This is a genomic window from Streptomyces sp. NBC_00376, assembly GCF_036077095.1.
Lineage (GTDB): Bacteria > Actinomycetota > Actinomycetes > Streptomycetales > Streptomycetaceae > Streptomyces.
In genome coordinates this window covers 1,970,844-1,986,829 of record NZ_CP107960.1, presented here as the reverse complement: position 1 = coordinate 1,986,829, position 15,986 = coordinate 1,970,844, and the positions used below count along the sequence as shown (strand labels likewise).

General features: G+C 71.8%; 14 protein-coding genes. 7 read left to right on the top strand and 7 right to left on the bottom strand.

Annotated features, from left to right (window positions below):
- The first annotated feature begins 7 nt into the window (after nt 1-7).
- The 4 genes from OG842_RS08925 (at nt 8) to OG842_RS08910 (ending at nt 3,228) form a co-directional block, all read left to right on the top strand.
- The gene (locus OG842_RS08925) at nt 8-751 is read left to right on the top strand and encodes an Ig-like domain-containing protein (RefSeq protein WP_266729101.1); all 744 of its coding nucleotides are present in this window, start codon (nt 8-10) and stop codon (nt 749-751) included.
- The gene (locus OG842_RS08920) at nt 748-2,037 is read left to right on the top strand and encodes a phosphodiester glycosidase family protein (protein WP_266729100.1); all 1,290 of its coding nucleotides are present in this window, start codon (nt 748-750) and stop codon (nt 2,035-2,037) included. Before OG842_RS08925 ends, OG842_RS08920 begins: the two co-directional genes overlap by 4 nt.
- 76 nt (nt 2,038-2,113) lie before the next feature.
- A complete protein-coding gene (locus tag OG842_RS08915) occupies nt 2,114-2,668 on the top strand; it encodes a hypothetical protein (protein ID WP_266729099.1) in 555 nt (184 codons plus the stop codon).
- Complete coding sequence (locus OG842_RS08910) at nt 2,665-3,228, top strand: hypothetical protein (protein WP_266729098.1); 564 nt, start codon at nt 2,665-2,667, stop codon at nt 3,226-3,228. Before OG842_RS08915 ends, OG842_RS08910 begins: the two co-directional genes overlap by 4 nt.
- A gap of 114 nt (nt 3,229-3,342) precedes the next feature.
- Here the strand turns inward: OG842_RS08910 and OG842_RS08905 are convergent, their stop codons facing one another.
- The 5 genes from OG842_RS08905 to OG842_RS08885 form a co-directional block, all read right to left on the bottom strand.
- Complete coding sequence (locus tag OG842_RS08905; protein WP_266729097.1) at nt 3,343-5,472, bottom strand: 3-hydroxyacyl-CoA dehydrogenase NAD-binding domain-containing protein; 2,130 nt, start codon at nt 5,470-5,472, stop codon at nt 3,343-3,345.
- The gene (locus tag OG842_RS08900) at nt 5,469-6,689 is read right to left on the bottom strand and encodes a thiolase family protein (protein WP_266729096.1); all 1,221 of its coding nucleotides are present in this window, start codon (nt 6,687-6,689) and stop codon (nt 5,469-5,471) included. The genes OG842_RS08905 and OG842_RS08900 overlap by 4 nt, the downstream gene beginning before the upstream one ends.
- Before the next feature lie 273 nt (nt 6,690-6,962).
- A complete protein-coding gene (locus OG842_RS08895) occupies nt 6,963-8,237 on the bottom strand; it encodes a ribonuclease D (RefSeq protein WP_266729095.1) in 1,275 nt (424 codons plus the stop codon).
- Nucleotides 8,238-8,352: 115 nt separating this feature from the next.
- Nucleotides 8,353-9,015, bottom strand: a complete 663-nt coding sequence (locus tag OG842_RS08890; RefSeq protein ID WP_024488613.1) for a helix-turn-helix transcriptional regulator — start codon at nt 9,013-9,015, stop codon at nt 8,353-8,355.
- Between the two features lie 256 nt (nt 9,016-9,271).
- Complete coding sequence (locus tag OG842_RS08885) at nt 9,272-9,931, bottom strand: DUF3000 domain-containing protein (RefSeq protein WP_266729094.1); 660 nt, start codon at nt 9,929-9,931, stop codon at nt 9,272-9,274.
- Nucleotides 9,932-10,060: 129 nt separating this feature from the next.
- Here OG842_RS08885 and hemE point away from each other — a divergent pair, with 129 nt between their 5' ends.
- Nucleotides 10,061-11,134 carry a uroporphyrinogen decarboxylase gene (hemE, locus tag OG842_RS08880; RefSeq protein WP_266729093.1) on the top strand — a complete coding sequence of 358 codons (1,074 nt, stop codon included), beginning with the start codon at nt 10,061-10,063 and terminating at the stop codon, nt 11,132-11,134.
- Nucleotides 11,135-11,159: 25 nt separating this feature from the next.
- Here the strand turns inward: hemE and OG842_RS08875 are convergent, their stop codons facing one another.
- The gene (locus OG842_RS08875) at nt 11,160-12,545 is read right to left on the bottom strand and encodes an FAD-dependent oxidoreductase (protein ID WP_266729092.1); all 1,386 of its coding nucleotides are present in this window, start codon (nt 12,543-12,545) and stop codon (nt 11,160-11,162) included.
- A 50-nt stretch (nt 12,546-12,595) separates the two neighbouring features.
- A complete protein-coding gene (locus OG842_RS08870; RefSeq protein WP_266729091.1) occupies nt 12,596-13,579 on the bottom strand; it encodes a DUF4349 domain-containing protein in 984 nt (327 codons plus the stop codon).
- 127 nt (nt 13,580-13,706) lie between these two features.
- Here OG842_RS08870 and hemG point away from each other — a divergent pair, with 127 nt between their 5' ends.
- Nucleotides 13,707-15,194: a protoporphyrinogen oxidase gene (gene hemG, locus OG842_RS08865; protein ID WP_266729090.1), complete on the top strand. Its 1,488-nt coding sequence runs from the start codon at nt 13,707-13,709 to the stop codon at nt 15,192-15,194.
- A 4-nt stretch (nt 15,195-15,198) separates the two neighbouring features.
- Nucleotides 15,199-15,927: a hydrogen peroxide-dependent heme synthase gene (hemQ, locus tag OG842_RS08860; protein WP_266729089.1), complete on the top strand. Its 729-nt coding sequence runs from the start codon at nt 15,199-15,201 to the stop codon at nt 15,925-15,927.
- The last annotated feature ends 59 nt before the right edge of the window (nt 15,928-15,986 follow it).

Genomic DNA, 15,986 nt, shown 5'->3' with positions numbered 1-15,986 from the left:
GACGATCATGAGCACCTTCACCCTCACCGGAATGCGCAGCGTCCAGCAGGACAACCCCTCGGTCGTGGCGCACATGGAGCTGCGGTCCTCCGCGGATCCCCGGCTGCCCGTCGAGCCCGGCCGGCGGATCGACTTCGAATGGATCCTCACCCCGCAGGGCGACGGCACCCGCTACTACGGGTATCTCATGGCCGATTCGTTCGACAAGGTCGCCACCATCGAGAACATGGCCGGAATGAGCCTGTTGACCTCGGGCGACCGGTACGCGACATCGACGGACCCTGGTGTCGAGCGCGTCGCCAGGTTCTCGCTCCGGGTGAACCGGCACGTCGCGCCCGACGCCTTCCTCGTCCCCGTCCTGCGGGCGGGCATCATCGCCGACGGCGGGAAGGGTCTCACCTCCACCACGTTCTCCCTGAAGAACCACGGCTTCCGGATCGCCTCGCTGCCCCCGCAGGGACGGAGCATGACGGTGGTCCCCGGACACCGCGGAGTGCTGACCGACTTCACCGCCGGGATGGGCGAGGACGTCAGGCTGGTCGGGGTCGGCCCCGCCCGGCACGGGGTGACGAGTGTCGAGGTGGACGGAGCGGTGACGTACCACCCGTTCAACGGTCATCTGGGCTACGACTGGTTCGACTACGTGCTGGACGCCGGTGGCGGCCGCCTGGTCTCCGGCCGGGTGACCGTTCATGTCGGGGACCTCGGCGTGACGCCCGGCGTGCTCGGAGGCTGGGCACCGGCACCGTGAGACCGCATCGGGACCGCCTCGTGCGCTGGTGCGCGGTCCTGCTGGTCCTGGGGGTGACGGCCGCCGGGTGCACCGGCCGAGGTCCCGCCAGGCGCGACGATCCGCCGCGCTCGTCCCCGTCGGCCGACGGGTGCTGCGGGGTGGCGGCGGAGCGGATCACCCGCCGGCTGGCGGACGGGGCGCGGGTCCTCATCAGCACGGTGACCGTCCGGCCGTCCGCCCGGGTCACGGTGAGGCCGGACGCCGGCGACCATCTCGCGACCACCGAGACCGTCGGCCGGACGGCGCGGCGCGAAGGAGCCGTGGCTGCGGTGAACGGCTCCTTCTTCGACACCGTCGGGTCCGCCGTCTCCAGCGGCTATCCGGGAGATCCGCTGGGCGTTCTGGCCATCGACGGCCGACTGCTCAGCGAGGCGGCGAACGGACGCACCGCGCTGATCCTGCCCGGCCCCGGAGAGCGGCCCCGCATCGACGAAGTGCGTTCCGAGATGTGGCTGACCGCGCCTGACGGAGCGGTGCGCGAACTGGACGGGGTGAACCGGGCGCCGGGAAGAATCGTCGGCTGCGGAGGCACGGGCGGGGACCGACTGGCCAGTACGGGGCTGCCGGAGCAGCGGCCCCGGCACAACCAACTCTGCCTGGACGACAGCGAGATCGTCGCCTTCACCCCCGACTGGGGCGCGCGTACGCCACCCGGCGCACCCGGCAGCGCGGAGGCCGTGCTCGACGTGGACGGGCGGGTGACGGCGCTCCGCAGCCCTGCGGGCGGGGAGATCCCCCGGACCGGCTCCACCCTCACCGGGGTCGGGGAGGGCGCCGACTGGCTGCGGACGCACGCACGTCAGGGGCTGCCGTTGGGCCGGCGGACCAGCGTGACGGACAGCAGCGGGCACGACGTCCTCGCCCCGGGAGCGTCCGTGCTGGGCGCGGGCCCCGCGCTGCTGCGCGGGGGAGAGACCTGGATCAACGGCGCGGCCAACGGGTTCACCGGCGACACATCGGCCGAGCGCCAGCCCCGTACGGTCGTCGGCATCGAGGCGGACGGCACGTTGCTCCTGGCAGTCTTCGACGGCCGTGGCCCGGACAGCGCGGGCGTCACACTGCGGGAGGCGGCGGAGCTGATGCGCGAGCTGGGGGCGGTGGACGCACTCAACCTCGACGGCGGCGGCTCCAGCACGATGGTGGTGAACGGGCGGCTCCACAACCGGCCCAGGGATGCTCAGGGAGCGCCGGTACAGGAACGCGCCGTGGCCGACGCGCTGGTCGTCCTGGAGACGGAACGCTGACGGACGCGCACGCGCGGGCGGAGAAGGGGAACGTCGCGGCCGCCGGGCTGTCAGTGGCGGCATCTAGGGTGCCGGCATGAAGAGTTGGATCGACAGTCGGCTCGGGGAGACGTACCCCGGCCACGAGGTGAATCTCGTCTTCGTCCGCGGGCTGCCCACCGGCTCCGCCACCGCCGGGCTCGCCGCGCTGCGACGCGAAGTGCTGGAGACGGGGGTGGCCGGCGGATGGACCTGGGCGGTGCACGACAGCTTCGCCCCGGAGATCGACGACTTCGACCCCGTGGACTACCGGCCGCTGTGCCGGGACGGGGCCGAGGCGGTGGTGTTCATGGTGGAGCCGTGCAGCGCCAAGGCCCACGCGCCCGACTTCACGTACTACAGGGACGGCCGGTGCGTGCTGCACTTCAGCTTCGAGGACCTGGGCCAGCGTGTCGGGGACAACCCCGATTACCTCTCGGCCGAGCTGCTGGCCGCCGGGCTGATAGGCCCGGACGCGGACTGCCGGTCGGCGGAGGGCGACGAGCACGACTGCTTCGACCACCACTACGACGACCACGACCGCCTGGTGCGGGCGATAGCGGCCGTCTTCGGTCTGCCGTCACCGCCGCTGGCCGCGGGGGTGGCGGCATGAGCCTGCTGCCGCCCGGCACGTACGCCACGTTCTGCCGGGGCATGGAGGCCGGTCTGCTGCACCGGATCCTGGCGGATGCCGGGCAGCGGATCCGGGCCGTCGGCGAGGACGGGGGCTGGGGATGGGTGCTGCAGGACGCCGGTGCGGCGCCCTGCGGGCAGGACGCGTTGGACCTGGCCAGGGACATCACGGGCTACCGCTTCGTGGAGCTGGTGGGCGACGGGGCGGAGACCGTGTTCCTGGCGTCCACACCGGCGTGCGAATGCCCGCACGGGCAGAACTACTCGATCCCGCACTGCCCCGAGCACCCGTTCCAGTTCTCCTACCACCGCGGCGGCTTCGAGCAGCTGTATCTCAACGTGGGTGCCCGCAGGGAGTCGCGGCGGGGCGGTGCGATGTCCGACCACCTGCTCCCGGAGCTCCTGGCTGCGGGCATCGTGGGCAGGGACACGCCCCGCTACGCGACGGAGCCGGGCTTCAACGCGGACGGTGCGGTGACCCTGGGGATACTCGCCCGCCACTTCGGCCTGCCCTCGCCGCCGTTGTCGGCGGTGGCGTAGGGGCGTCGGGCAGCGCGCCCGTCCGGCGAAGCCGGCGTACACGGAACGGGCCGCACGCGGAACGGGCCGTACGGGAGATTCCCGTACGGCCCGCCCGTCGATACCGACCCGGCGTTACGCCGGAACGCTCGCCACGCCCTGCGCGAGGAACTTCTTGCCGTTCACCCGCTCCGAGACGCCCTCACGGTCCAGGTACGGCGTGATGCCGCCCAGGTGGAAGGGCCAGCCCGCGCCGGTGATCAGGCACAGGTCGATGTCCTGGGCCTCGGCGACGACGCCCTCGTCCAGCATCAGACCGATCTCCTGCGCCACCGCGTCCAGGACCCGGTCGCGGACCTGCTCCTCGGACAGGACGACATCGCCCTGCTTGAGGAGCGCGGCGACCTCCGGGTCCAGCTCCGGCTTGCCGGAGTCGTAGACGTAGAAGCCGCGCTTGCCGGCCTTGACGACCGCGGCCAGGTTCTCCGAGACGGTGAACCGGTCCGGGAAGGCGCGGTTCAGGGTCTCCGAGACGTGCAGACCGATGGCCGGACCGACCAGCTCCAGGAGCACCAGCGGGGACATCGGCAGGCCGAGCGGCTCGATGGCCTTCTCGGCGGTCTCGACCGGGGTGCCCTCGTCGATGACGTTCTGGATCTCGCCCATGAAGCGGGTGAGGATGCGGTTGACGACGAACGCCGGGGCGTCCTTCACCAGCACCGCGGTCTTCTTCAGCTTCCGCGCCACACCGAACGCCGTGGCCAGCGAGGCGTCGTCGGTCTGCTCGCCGCGGACGATCTCCAGCAGCGGCAGGATCGCGACCGGGTTGAAGAAGTGGAAGCCGACGACCCGCTCGGGGTGCTTCAGCTTCGACGCCATCTCGGTGACCGAGAGGGACGAGGTGTTGGTGGCGAGGATCGCGTGCGCCGGGGCGACCGCCTCGACCTCCGCGAACACCTGCTGCTTGACGCCGATCTCCTCGAAGACGGCCTCGATGATGAAGTCGGCGTCGGAGAAGCCCTCCGCCTTGTCCAGCACACCGGAGACCAGGGCCTTGAGGCGGTTGGCCTTGTCCTGGTTGATCCGGCCCTTGCCGAGCAGCTTCTCGATCTCGGCGTGGACGTAGCCCACACCCTTGTCGACCCGCTCCTGGTCGATGTCGGTCAGCACGACCGGCACCTCCAGGCGGCGCAGGAACAGCAGCGCCAGTTGCGAGGCCATCAGACCGGCACCGACGACGCCGACCTTGGTGACCGGGCGGGCCAGGTTCTTGTCCGGGGCACCGGCCGGGCGCTTGGCGCGCTTCTGGACCAGGTTGAAGGAGTAGATCCCGGAGCGCAGCTCGCCGCCCATGATCAGGTCCGCGAGGGCCTGGTCCTCGGCGTCGAAGCCGGCGCCCAGGTCGCCGTCCTTCGCCGCCGCGATGATCTCCAGCGCGCGGTACGCGGCCGGGGCGGCGCCGTGCACCTTGGAGTCGGCGATCGCCTTGCCCCGCGCGACGGCCTGGTCCCAGGCGTCACCGCGGTCGACCTCGGGACGCTCCACCGTGACCGTGCCGTTCAGCACGTTCGCGGTCCAGATCAGCGACTGCTCCAGGAAGTCCGCGCCCTCGAAGAGAGCGTCGGCGATCCCGAGCTCGAAGACCTGCTTGCCCTTGAGCTGACGGTTCTGGTTCAGCGAGTTCTCGATGATGACCGAGACCGCGCGGTCGGCACCGATCAGGTTGGGAAGCAGCGCGCAGCCGCCCCAGCCCGGAACCAGACCGAGGAAGACCTCGGGCAGCGAGAAGGCGGGCAGCGCCTTGGAGACGGTGCGGTACGTGCAGTGCAGACCGACCTCGACACCGCCGCCCATCGCCGCGCCGTTGTAGTACGCGAACGTCGGGACCGCGAGCGAGGACAGACGCCGGAACACGTCGTGGCCGCCCTTGCCGATGGCGAGCGCGTCGTCGTGGTTCTTCAGCAGCTCGACGCCCTTGAGGTCGGCGCCGACCGCGAAGATGAACGGCTTGCCGGTGATGCCGATACCGGTGATCGCACCCTCGGCGGCCTCCTTCTCGACCTGGTCGACGGCGGCGTTCAGGTTCGCCAGCGACTGCGGTCCGAAGGTGGTCGGCTTGGTGTGGTCCAGGCCGTTGTCCAGCGTGATGAGGGCGAAGCGGCCCGCGCCGGCCGGAAGGTCCAGGTGGCGTACGTGGGCCTGGGTGACGACCTCGCCGGGGAACAGCTCGGCCGCACCCTTCAGAAGCTCAGTGGTGGAGCTCACTTGTTGCCTCCGTTGAAGTTCGGGTTCTCCCAGATGACCGTGGCGCCCATGCCGAAGCCGACGCACATCGTCGTCAGGCCGTAGCGGACCTCCGGCTGCTCCTCGAACTGGCGGGCCAGCTGCGTCATCAGACGCACACCGGAGGAGGCCAGCGGGTGACCGTAGGCGATGGCGCCGCCGTACTGGTTGACGCGCGCGTCGTCGTCGGCGATGCCGTAGTGGTCGAGGAAGGCGAGCACCTGGACGGCGAACGCCTCGTTGATCTCGAAGAGACCGATGTCGTCGATGGTCAGCCCGGCCTTGGCCAGGGCCTTCTCGGTCGACGGGATCGGGCCGTAGCCCATGACCTCCGGCTCGACGCCCGCGAAGGCGTACGAGACCAGGCGCATCTTCACCGGGAGGCCCAGCTCGCGGGCGACATCCTCGGCGGCGAGCAGGGAGGCGGTGGCGCCGTCGTTGAGACCGGCGGCGTTACCGGCGGTGACCCGGCCGTGGGCACGGAACGGGGTCTTCAGACCGGCGAGCGACTCCAGGGTGGTACCCGGGCGCATCGGCTCGTCGGCGGTGACCAGGCCCCAGCCGGTCTCGCCGGCCTCGGCGTTGGTGCGGCGCACCGAGATCGGCACCAGGTCCTGCTGGATCTTGCCGTTGGCGTACGCCTTGGCGGCCTTCTCCTGCGAGCGGACCGCGTACTCGTCGGCACGGAGCTTGGTGATCTGCGGGTACCGGTCGTGCAGGTTCTCCGCGGTCATGCCCATGAACAGGGCGGACTCGTCGACCAGCTTCTCCGACACGAAGCGCGGGTTCGGGTCCACGCCCTCGCCCATCGGGTGGCGGCCCATGTGCTCGACACCACCGGCGACGACGACGTCGTACGCGCCGAAGGCGATGGAGCCGGCCGTCGAGGTGACGGCGGTCAGGGCGCCCGCGCACATGCGGTCGATGGAGTAACCGGGCACGGACTGCGGGAGCCCGGCCAGGATTCCGGCGGTACGGCCCAGCGTCAGGCCCTGGTCGCCGATCTGGGTGGTCGCGGCGATGGCGACCTCGTCGATCCGCGCGGGGTCCAGGTCCGGGTTGCGGCGCAGCAGCTCCCGGATGGCCTTCACGACGAGATCGTCGGCGCGGGTCTCGTGGTAGATGCCCTTCGGGCCCGCTTTGCCGAACGGGGTGCGGACGCCGTCGACGAAGACGACGTCCCGGATGGTACGAGGCACGGTGGCTCTCCTCCAGGGTGCGGGATGGCACTGCTGCGCGGCACGCCCGGAAGCGCGCCGCCACCATCATGCTACTTGCGGGTAACCAGACTGCCCACCCCCTGCGGCGGGAGCGGCGAAGGTCACATACGGCGGGGCCGGGTGCGGGAGCCGTTCCGGCCCGATACGACGATCGCCGGACGGGGCTGGATCCAGCCCCGTCCGGCGATCGGGAACACGACGTGGCCGCGGCCCGCGCAACCTGGCGCGATTACGTCCCTCGGTGACGGCTGCTCAGGCCGCCGACGCCAGCGCGCGGACCAGCAGCGGGGCCACCTGCTCGATCTGCCAGCGGCGCGCCCCGTATCCGGCGAGCGCGGTCTCGACCGCGTCCGGCGTCAGGTGCTTGGGCGGCTCCCAGCAGACCCGGCGCACCGTGTCCGGAGTGATCAGGTTCTCCTGCGGCATGTGCAGCCGCTCGGCGAGCTCGGACACCGCTGCGCGGGCGGCCGAGAGCCGGGCCGCCGCGGCGGGGTCCTTGTCCGCCCACGCGCGGGGCGGCGGCGGGCCGGCGAGGGTCTGGCCGGGCTGCGGGAGCTCGGTGTCCGGCAGCGCCTTGGCCCGGTCGACGGCCGCCTGCCACTGCTCCAGCTGCCGGCGCCCCATGCGGTGGCCGAACCCGGGCAGCGCGGTCAGCGCCTGGATGTTCGGCGGGAGCGCGAGCGCCGCCTCGACGATCGCGGCGTCGCCCAGCACCTTGCCGGGCGAGATGTCACGGCGCCGGGCGACCTGGTCGCGTGCCGTCCACAGCTCCCGTACCACCGCCATCTGGCGACGACGGCGGACCTTGTGCATGCCGGACGTGCGGCGCCAGGGGTCCTTGCGCGGGGGAGCGGGCGGCGCGGAGGCGATCGAGTCGAACTCCTCACGGGCCCATTCCAGCTTGCCCTGCCGGTCGAGCTCCTCCTCCAGGGAGTTGCGCAGATCGATCAGCAGTTCGACGTCGAGCGCCGCGTAGCGCAGCCAGGGGTCGGGCAGCGGGCGGGTGGACCAGTCGACGGCGGAGTGGCCCTTCTCCAGCGAGTAGCCGAGCACGCTCTCGACCATGGCGCCGAGGCCGACGCGCGGGAAGCCGGCCAGCCGCCCGGCCAGCTCCGTGTCGAAGAGCCCGGTGGGGGTCATCCCTATTTCGCGCAGACACGGCAGGTCCTGGGTGGCGGCGTGCAGGATCCACTCGCTGCCGCTCAGGGCCTCGCCGAGCCCCGACAGGTCGGGACAGCCGACGGGGTCGATCAGCGCGCTGCCCGCGCCGTCACGGCGCAGCTGTACGAGGTAGGCGCGCTGGCCGTAGCGGTAGCCGGAGGCTCGCTCGGCGTCGACGGCCACCGGTCCGGAGCCGGCCGCGAAGGCGGCGATCACCTGGGCGAGGGCGTCGTCGGATGCCACCACCGGGGGAATGCCCTCGCGAGGTTCGAGCAAGGGGATCGGCGCCGGGGCGACGTCGTCCGGGGGAGCGCCCCCGGTGGTTCGCAGTGAAGTGTCTGCTGCGGTCTCTTGGGCGTCGGTCACGTGTCAAGGGTATCTGTGTATGTACGGCGCCCGTCGACGGAACGTTCCGTCGACGGGCGCGGATGAATGCAAACCAGCCGGTCCGTGGCTGCGCGGACCCGCCGGGGTGCGGGTGTCAGTGGATGATTCCCGTTCGCAGGGCGACGGCGACCATTCCGGCGCGGTCCCCGGTGCCGAGCTTGCGGGCGATTCGGGCGAGGTGGCTCTTGACGGTAAGGGCGGACAGGCCCATCGAGACGCCGATGGCCTTGTTGGACTGGCCCTCGGCGACCAGCCGGAGGACCTCGACCTCGCGGCCGGACAGTTCGCGGTAGCCGCCCGGGTGGCTCGGGGTGCCGGGGGGCCGGCGGTGCATACGGGCGGCATTGGCGCCGATGGGGGCGACGCCGGGACGGGTGGGGTGGCCGATATTGGTACGTGTGCCGGTGACTACATAGCCCTTCACGCCGCCCGCGAGGGCGTTGCGCACGGCGCCGATGTCATCGGCGGCGGAGAGGGCGAGGCCGTTCGGCCAGCCGGCTGCTCGGGTCTCGGACAACAGGGTCAGCCCGGAACCGTCGGGCAGGTGGACGTCGGCTACGCAGATGTCGCGCGGATTGCCGACGCGGGGACGAGCCTCCGCGATGGACGACGCCTCGATGACGTCACGTACTCCGAGTGCCCACAGATGGCGGGTGACGGTGGAACGGACGCGCGGGTCGGCCACGACGACCATGGCCGTCGGCTTGTTCGGGCGGTAGGCGACCAGGCTTGCGGGCTGCTCTAGGAGAACGGACACCAGGCCTCCTGGGGGCGTGGACGGGACGGGCCGGCTCGGGGATGAAGCCGGGGCGAACCGTGCTTGAAGGGTCATTGACCTCTTCGGCAGCAGACCCGTGCTCCTTTAGGGGAAGATCACGATTTAGTGAGTAACAATTCGGGCAAATCGGACATGCGATCGATTGTACGAAAAGAACGCCGGTAACCGTGCATGAAATATGACGCACAGTTACCGGCGAGGGTAGAGTTCCGGCCAGAGAATTCAGAGCAGAAGGTCAGGAAACCTGCGGACCGCGTCGCTGCGGGAGTGTCACCACCGCCGCGTCGGCGGGGCCCGACGGCGGCAGGCCGGCGATCTGGCACAGCATGTCGCCCCACGCCATGAGATGCGCCGCCGTGTCCGGCACCCCGCCGCGGCCCTCCCGGGGCGTCCACGACGCCCGGATCTCGATCTGGGTCGCCGGGCGCCGCGTGCCCAGCGCGCCGAAGTAGTGCGACCCCGACCGGGTCACCGTGCCGCCCGCCTCCCCGTACGACAGACCGCGCGCCTCCAGCGCACCGGTCAGCCAGGACCAGCAAACCTCCGGCAGCAGCGGGTCGGCGGCCATCTCCGGCTCCAGCTCGGCCCGCACCAGCGTCACCAGGCGGAAGGTGCCCTGCCAGGAGTCGTGCCCGGCCGGGTCGTGGAGCAGCACGAGGCGGCCGTCGGCGAGATCGTCCTCGCCGTCGACGACCGCCGCCTCCAGGGCGTAAGCGTACGGAGCGAGACGCTTGGGCGGCCTCGTCGACTCCACCTCCAGCTCGGGGCGGAGGCGCGCGGAGTGCAGCGCGTCCACCGCCGACCGGAACGCGGGCGGGACGGAACCACCCTCCTCGCTGTCCTTGCTGTCAGCGCCATCGGTTTGATCGGAGAACTGTCCCTGAGCCGGAGCCATGCGGGGAAGAGTAGGCGGAACCGGCGCTTCGCGCAGGGAGAGACACCCGGGGCGGGCTCGGCTGCTTACTGCCTCGTCCACGATCGGGCAGTGGGCGAGGTCGTCACGGCTTCGTGCGAAGATTCCAGTGTGAGTGCCGACGACCGCCCCACGGGCCAGCAGACGAAGACCTCCGCCACCCATGGGTCGGCGTTCCTGAAGGCGTGCCGACGTGAGCCCGTTCCGCACACGCCGGTCTGGTTCATGCGCCAGGCGGGGCGCTCGCTGCCGGAGTACCTGAAGGTGCGCGAGGGCATCCCGATGCTCGACTCCTGCATGATCCCGGAGCTGGTCGCGGAGATCACGATGCAGCCCGTCCGCCGCCACAAGGTCGACGCCGCGATCTACTTCAGCGACATCGTCGTACCGCTCAAGGCCATCGGGATCGACCTCGACATCAAGCCCGGTGTCGGCCCGGTCATCGCCGACCCGATCCGCACCCGCGCCGACCTGGCCCGGCTGCGCGACCTCACGCCCGAGGACGTCGCCTACGTCACCGAGGCCATCGGCCTGCTCACCGCCGAGCTGGGCGCCACCCCGCTGATCGGTTTCGCCGGGGCGCCGTTCACCCTCGCCAGCTACCTCGTGGAGGGCGGCCCGTCTCGCAACCACGAGCACACCAAGGCCCTGATGTACGGCGACCCGCAGCTCTGGGCGGATCTCCTGGACCGGCTCGCCGAGATCACCGGCGCCTTCCTCAAGGTGCAGATCGAGGCGGGCGCCTCGGCCGTCCAGCTCTTCGACTCCTGGGTGGGTGCGCTGGCCCCCGCCGACTACCGGCGCTCGGTGCTGCCCGCCTCGGCGAAGGTCTTCGAGGCCGTCGCCCCGTACGGCGTCCCGCGCATCCACTTCGGCGTCGGCACCGGCGAACTCCTCGGCCTGATGGGCGAGGCCGGTGCGGACGTCGTCGGCGTCGACTGGCGCGTCCCGCTGGACGAGGCCGCCCGCCGGGTCGGTCCCGGCAAGGCGCTCCAGGGCAACCTCGACCCCGCGGTGCTGTTCGCGCCGACGACGACGGTGCAGGAGAAGACCCAGGAGGTCCTGGACGCGGCCGCCGGTCTCGAGGGCCACGTCTTCAACCTGGGCCACGGCGTGATGCCGTCGATGGACCCCGACGCGCTGACCCGGCTCGTCGAGTACGTGCACACCAGCACCGAGCGCTGAGCGGCCGGGGCCGGGCACCGCGCATTCAGGCGGTGCCCGCCCGCCGCACCGCGGTCACCGCCTTGCGGGCCGCCACCAGGACCGGGTCCCAGACCGGCGAGAACGGCGGGGCGTAGCCCAGGTCCAGGGCGGTCATCTGCTCCACCGTCATCCCGGCCGTCAGCGCCACCGCCGCGATGTCCACCCGCTTGGCGGCCCCGTCCCGGCCCACGATCTGCACCCCGAGCAGCCGGCCCGTGCGGTACTCCGCGATCATCTTCACCGTCATGGGCCGCGCCCCCGGGTAGTAGCCCGCCCGGCCCGTCGACTCGATCGTCGCCGTGACGTACCGCAGACCCACCGCGCGGGCGTCCTTCTCGCGCAGACCGGTGCGGGCGATCTCCAGATCGCACACCTTGCTCACCGCCGTGCCGACCACCCCCGGGAACGTCCCGTAGCCACCGCCGACGTTGGACCCGATGATCTGGCCGTGCTTGTTGGCGTGGGTGCCCAGCGCGATGTGGCGGGTGCGGCCCGCCACCAGGTCCAGGACCTCCACGCAGTCACCGCCCGCCCAGATGTTGTCGTGGCCGACGACCCGCATCGACAGATCGGTCAGCAGCCCGCCGTGCGGGCCCACCGGGAGGCCGACGGCACGGGCCAGCGTCGTCTCCGGCTCGACGCCGATCCCGAGCACCACCACGTCCGCCGGGTAGGAGGCGTCGCCGGTGGCGACCGCGCGGACCCTGCCGTCCGAACCGGTGCGGATCGCGGTGACCTCGGCCCGGTTGACCGTGGTGATGCCCAGGCCGTCCATCGCGTCGTGGACCAGCCGCCCCATGTCGGGGTCGAGCGTCGCCATCGGCTGCTCGCCGCGGTTGAGCACGGTCACCTCGAAGCCGTGCTTCAGCATGGCCTCCGCCATCTCCACGCCGATGTAGCCCGCCCCGACGACGACGGCCCGCCTGCTGCCCGGCGCCCGGTCCAGGGACTCCAGCAGCGCCTGCCCGTCGTCCAGGGTCTGCACCCCGTGCACCCCGGGCGCGTCCATGCCGGGCAGCGCCGGGCGCACCGGGCGGGCCCCGGTCGCGATCACCAGCTTGTCGAAGCCCGTCCAGTACGCCTCGCCGGTGGTGAGGTCCAGGGCCCGCACCCGCTGCCCGGCGACATCGATCTCCGTGACCTCGGTGCGCATCCTCAGGTCGATGTCGCGGGCCCGGTGCTCCTCGGGCGTACGCGCGATGAGGTCGTCCCGCGCCGTGACGTCGCCGCCGACCCAGTACGGGATGCCGCAGGCGGAGTACGAGGTGAAATGGCCCCGCTCGAAGGCGACGATGCTCAGCTCGTCGGGGCCCCTGAGCCTGCGGGCCTGGGACGCGGCGGACATGCCCGCCGCGTCACCACCGATGACCACCAGTCGCTCCGCCGTCATGCCCGGTCCCTTCGACACCTGGGGTCCGTCCCCAGTCCGAAGGGACCACGCTACGACGCCGGGGGAGCGGGCGAGGACCCGCCCGGCCCGGACGTCCGCCGCGCACTGCGTCCGGCCAGCCGGCGGCGCAGCAGCCGCCACACCAGCAGGAGCACGGCCAGCGCCGCCAGGAACGGGGCCGCGGCGCCCACCGCCATCGCCAGCCACAGCAGCGCCGTCACGAACGCGTGCCAGCCGCCGCTCAGCGCGTCCAGGAAGCCGGGCCCGTCATCGTCGTCCTTCGCCACCGTCTCCGGCTCGGAGAGGTCGAGGGTGATCGTGGCGAGCGTGGTGCGGTCCTTCAGCGACGCCTGCTGGGCCAGCAGCGACTCCAGGGACGCCTGACGGCTGCTCAGCTCGCCCTCCAGCGTGACCACGTCGCTGAGTTTCTCCGCCCGGTCCATCAGCTTCCGTACCCTCGCCACACTCGCCCGCTGGGTGGCGATCCGGCTCTCCACGTCGACCACCTGGTCGGTGACGTCCTTCGCCGACGAGGTGCGCGACAGCAGCTTCCCGGTGCCCGCGAGCCGCTTCAGCACCGCTTCGTACTCGCCCTGCGGAACGCGCAGCACGAGATGTGACACCTCATGCGTGTCGTCGACCCGCTCGGTCTCCTCGCGGGCCACCAGACCGCCCGCACCCTCCGCGGCCGAACGGGCGAGCACGGCCGCCTTCGGCACGTTCCCGACCTCCACCGAGAGCGAGGCGGTACGGATGACATGGGTGCCGGAGGGCAGGGCGTCGCTCTTCTTCCCCTGCGGCTTCTCCTGCGACGGCGAACCGCCCGTCTCCTGCTCCGCCTTCCCGGCCGCCGCGTCGGCGGCGCCCTGCTCCGGAGCGCCGATCGCCCTCTTGCTGTCGCCGGAACTCGTGTCGCTCGCACTGTCCGAGGCGCCGCAGCCGCTCAGCGTGAGCAGGCCGGCCACGAGGCCGGCCGCCAGGACCAGGCGCGGACGACGGACCGATGAACGGCCAGGATGCCGGTGTCTCTGCATGAATGCCCCCCAAGGCGGGTCGTCGATGGTGCCGGTTCGACGTGCCGGACCGGGGCGCGGGTTGCCGGATCCCGGTTTCGAAGCAGTCACGTTCAGGACTCGGAAAGGGTTTTGAGAGAGTGGGGGCATGCAGCGTTCAATAAACCGCGCGGACCCGGGCACCGGACATGTCGTCGTCATCGGCGGTGGCATCGCCGGTCTCGCCGCCGCCCACCGGCTTTTGGGGACCGGCCTGCGGGTCACCCTGCTGGAGGCCACCGAGCGGCTCGGCGGCAAGCTCATGACCGGTGAGATCGCCGGCACCCAGGTCGACCTCGGTGCGGAGTCGATGCTCGCCCGCCGCCCGGAGGGGGTCGGCCTGGCACGCGAAGTCGGGCTCGGCGACCGCCTCCAGCCGCCCGCCACGGCCACCGCCTCGGTCTGGACGCGCGACGCCCTGCGCCCCATGCCCAAGGGCCATGTGATGGGTGTCCCCGGCGACCCGGCCGCGCTGACCGGACTGCTCACCCCCGAGGGCCTCGCCCGCATCGCGCAGGAGCGCGACCTCACCCCGACCCCCGTCGGTGACGACGTCGCCGTCGGCGCGTACGTCGCCGACCGGCTGGGCCGAGAGGTCGTCGACCGGCTCGTGGAGCCGCTGCTCGGCGGCGTGTACGCGGGCGACGCCTACCGGATCTCGATGCGCGCCGCCGTACCGCAGCTCTTCGAGGCGGCGCGGGAGGGCGGCTCCCTGCTCGACGCCGTCCTGCGCATCCAGGAACGGGTCGCCGCCCGGCAGCAGACCGGACCGGTCTTCCAGGGCATCGAGGGCGGCATCGGCACCCTGCCCCGAGCGGTCGCCGACGCGGTGCGCGCGGGCGGCGGGGAGATCCTCACCGCCACCCCCGTCCTCGGCCTGACCCGTACCGCCGAAGGCTGGGACGTCCGCACGGACACCCGGGTCATCAAGGCCGACGGCATCGTGCTCGCCGCCCCCGCCTGGTCCGCCTCCACGCTGCTCGCCGCCGAGTCACCGGCAGCCTCCGCCGAGCTCGCCGGTGTCGAGTACGCGTCGATGGCGCTCGTCACGATGGCCTTCCGCCGATCCGACGTCGCCGCCACGACCGCACTCGACGGCCGCTCCGGCTTCCTCGTCCCCCCGGTCGACGGCCGCACCATCAAGGCGTCCACCTTCTCCTCCCACAAGTGGAACTGGGTCGCCGACGCGGCCCCGGACCTCTTCGTGCTGCGCACCTCCGTCGGCCGCTACGGCGAGGAGGATCACATCCACCGCGAGGACGGCGAGATCGTCGACGTGTCGCTGCGTGACCTCGCCGAGGCGACCGGACTGGCCGCGAAGCCCGTGGACACCGAGGTCACCCGGTGGATCGGCGGGCTGCCCCAGTACCCGGTGGGACATCTCTCCCGGGTCGCCCGGATCCGCGACGAGGTCGCCAAGCTGCCCGCGCTGCGGGTCTGCGGAGCGGTCTACGACGGCGTCGGCATCCCGGCCTGCATCGCGAGCGCCCACCGCGCCGCGGACGAAATCGCGGCCGACATCACCGGCGGTCCCGGGGAAGAGATCATCGCCACGTCGACCCTGGTTAAGGGCACACGGAGCGAGGCGGGACAATAGCCGTATGAGTGCGCCTGAGACTGTGAAATCAAGCAAGGGCCCCAACGCGGGTAAGAAGGCCAAGGACCTCAACGAGGTCATCCGCTACACGCTGTGGTCCGTCTTCAAGCTGCGCGACGTCCTGCCCGCGGACCGGGCCGGCTACGCCGACGAGGTCCAGGAGCTGTTCGACCAGCTCGCGGCCAAGGACATCACCGTCCGCGGCACCTACGACGTCTCCGGCCTGCGTGCCGACGCCGACGTCATGATCTGGTGGCACGCCGAGACGGCGGACGAGCTCCAGGAGGCGTATAACCTCTTCCGGCGCACCAAGCTGGGCCTGGCGCTGGAGCCGGTCTGGTCGAACATGGCGCTGCACCGTCCCGCCGAGTTCAACAAGTCGCACATTCCGGCCTTCCTGGCCGACGAGACGCCGCGCAACTACATCAGCGTCTACCCCTTCGTGCGCTCCTACGACTGGTACCTGCTGCCGGACGAGGACCGCCGTCGCATGCTCGCGGACCACGGCAAGATGGCGCGCGGCTACCCCGACGTCCGGGCCAACACCGTCGCCTCCTTCTCGCTCGGCGACTACGAGTGGATTCTCGCCTTCGAGGCCGACGAGCTCTACCGCATCGTCGACCTGATGCGTCACCTGCGGGCCTCCGAGGCGCGGATGCACGTCCGCGAAGAGGTCCCGTTCTACACGGGGCGCAGGAAGTCGGTTGCAGACCTGGTGGCCGGGCTCGCGTAGCGAGCGGGCTCCGACCACCCCAACCCGGAAGATCAGAGGGCGGGCACCGGCGCGGATCG

Bases quoted from the DNA above. Each gene is read 5' to 3' on its own strand.
- OG842_RS08885 (WP_266729094.1), bottom strand. From the start codon at position 9,931: ATGGCTCCGGCTCAGGGACAGTTCTCCGATCAAACCGATGGCGCTGAC.
- OG842_RS08910 (WP_266729098.1), top strand. From the start codon at position 2,665: ATGAGCCTGCTGCCGCCCGGCACGTACGCCACGTTCTGCCGGGGCATG.
- OG842_RS08875 (WP_266729092.1), bottom strand. From the start codon at position 12,545: ATGACGGCGGAGCGACTGGTGGTCATCGGTGGTGACGCGGCGGGCATG.
- OG842_RS08925 (WP_266729101.1), top strand. From the start codon at position 8: ATGAGCACCTTCACCCTCACCGGAATGCGCAGCGTCCAGCAGGACAAC.
- OG842_RS08870 (WP_266729091.1), bottom strand. From the start codon at position 13,579: ATGCAGAGACACCGGCATCCTGGCCGTTCATCGGTCCGTCGTCCGCGC.
- hemQ (WP_266729089.1), top strand. From the start codon at position 15,199: ATGAGTGCGCCTGAGACTGTGAAATCAAGCAAGGGCCCCAACGCGGGT.
- OG842_RS08915 (WP_266729099.1), top strand. From the start codon at position 2,114: ATGAAGAGTTGGATCGACAGTCGGCTCGGGGAGACGTACCCCGGCCAC.
- hemG (WP_266729090.1), top strand. From the start codon at position 13,707: ATGCAGCGTTCAATAAACCGCGCGGACCCGGGCACCGGACATGTCGTC.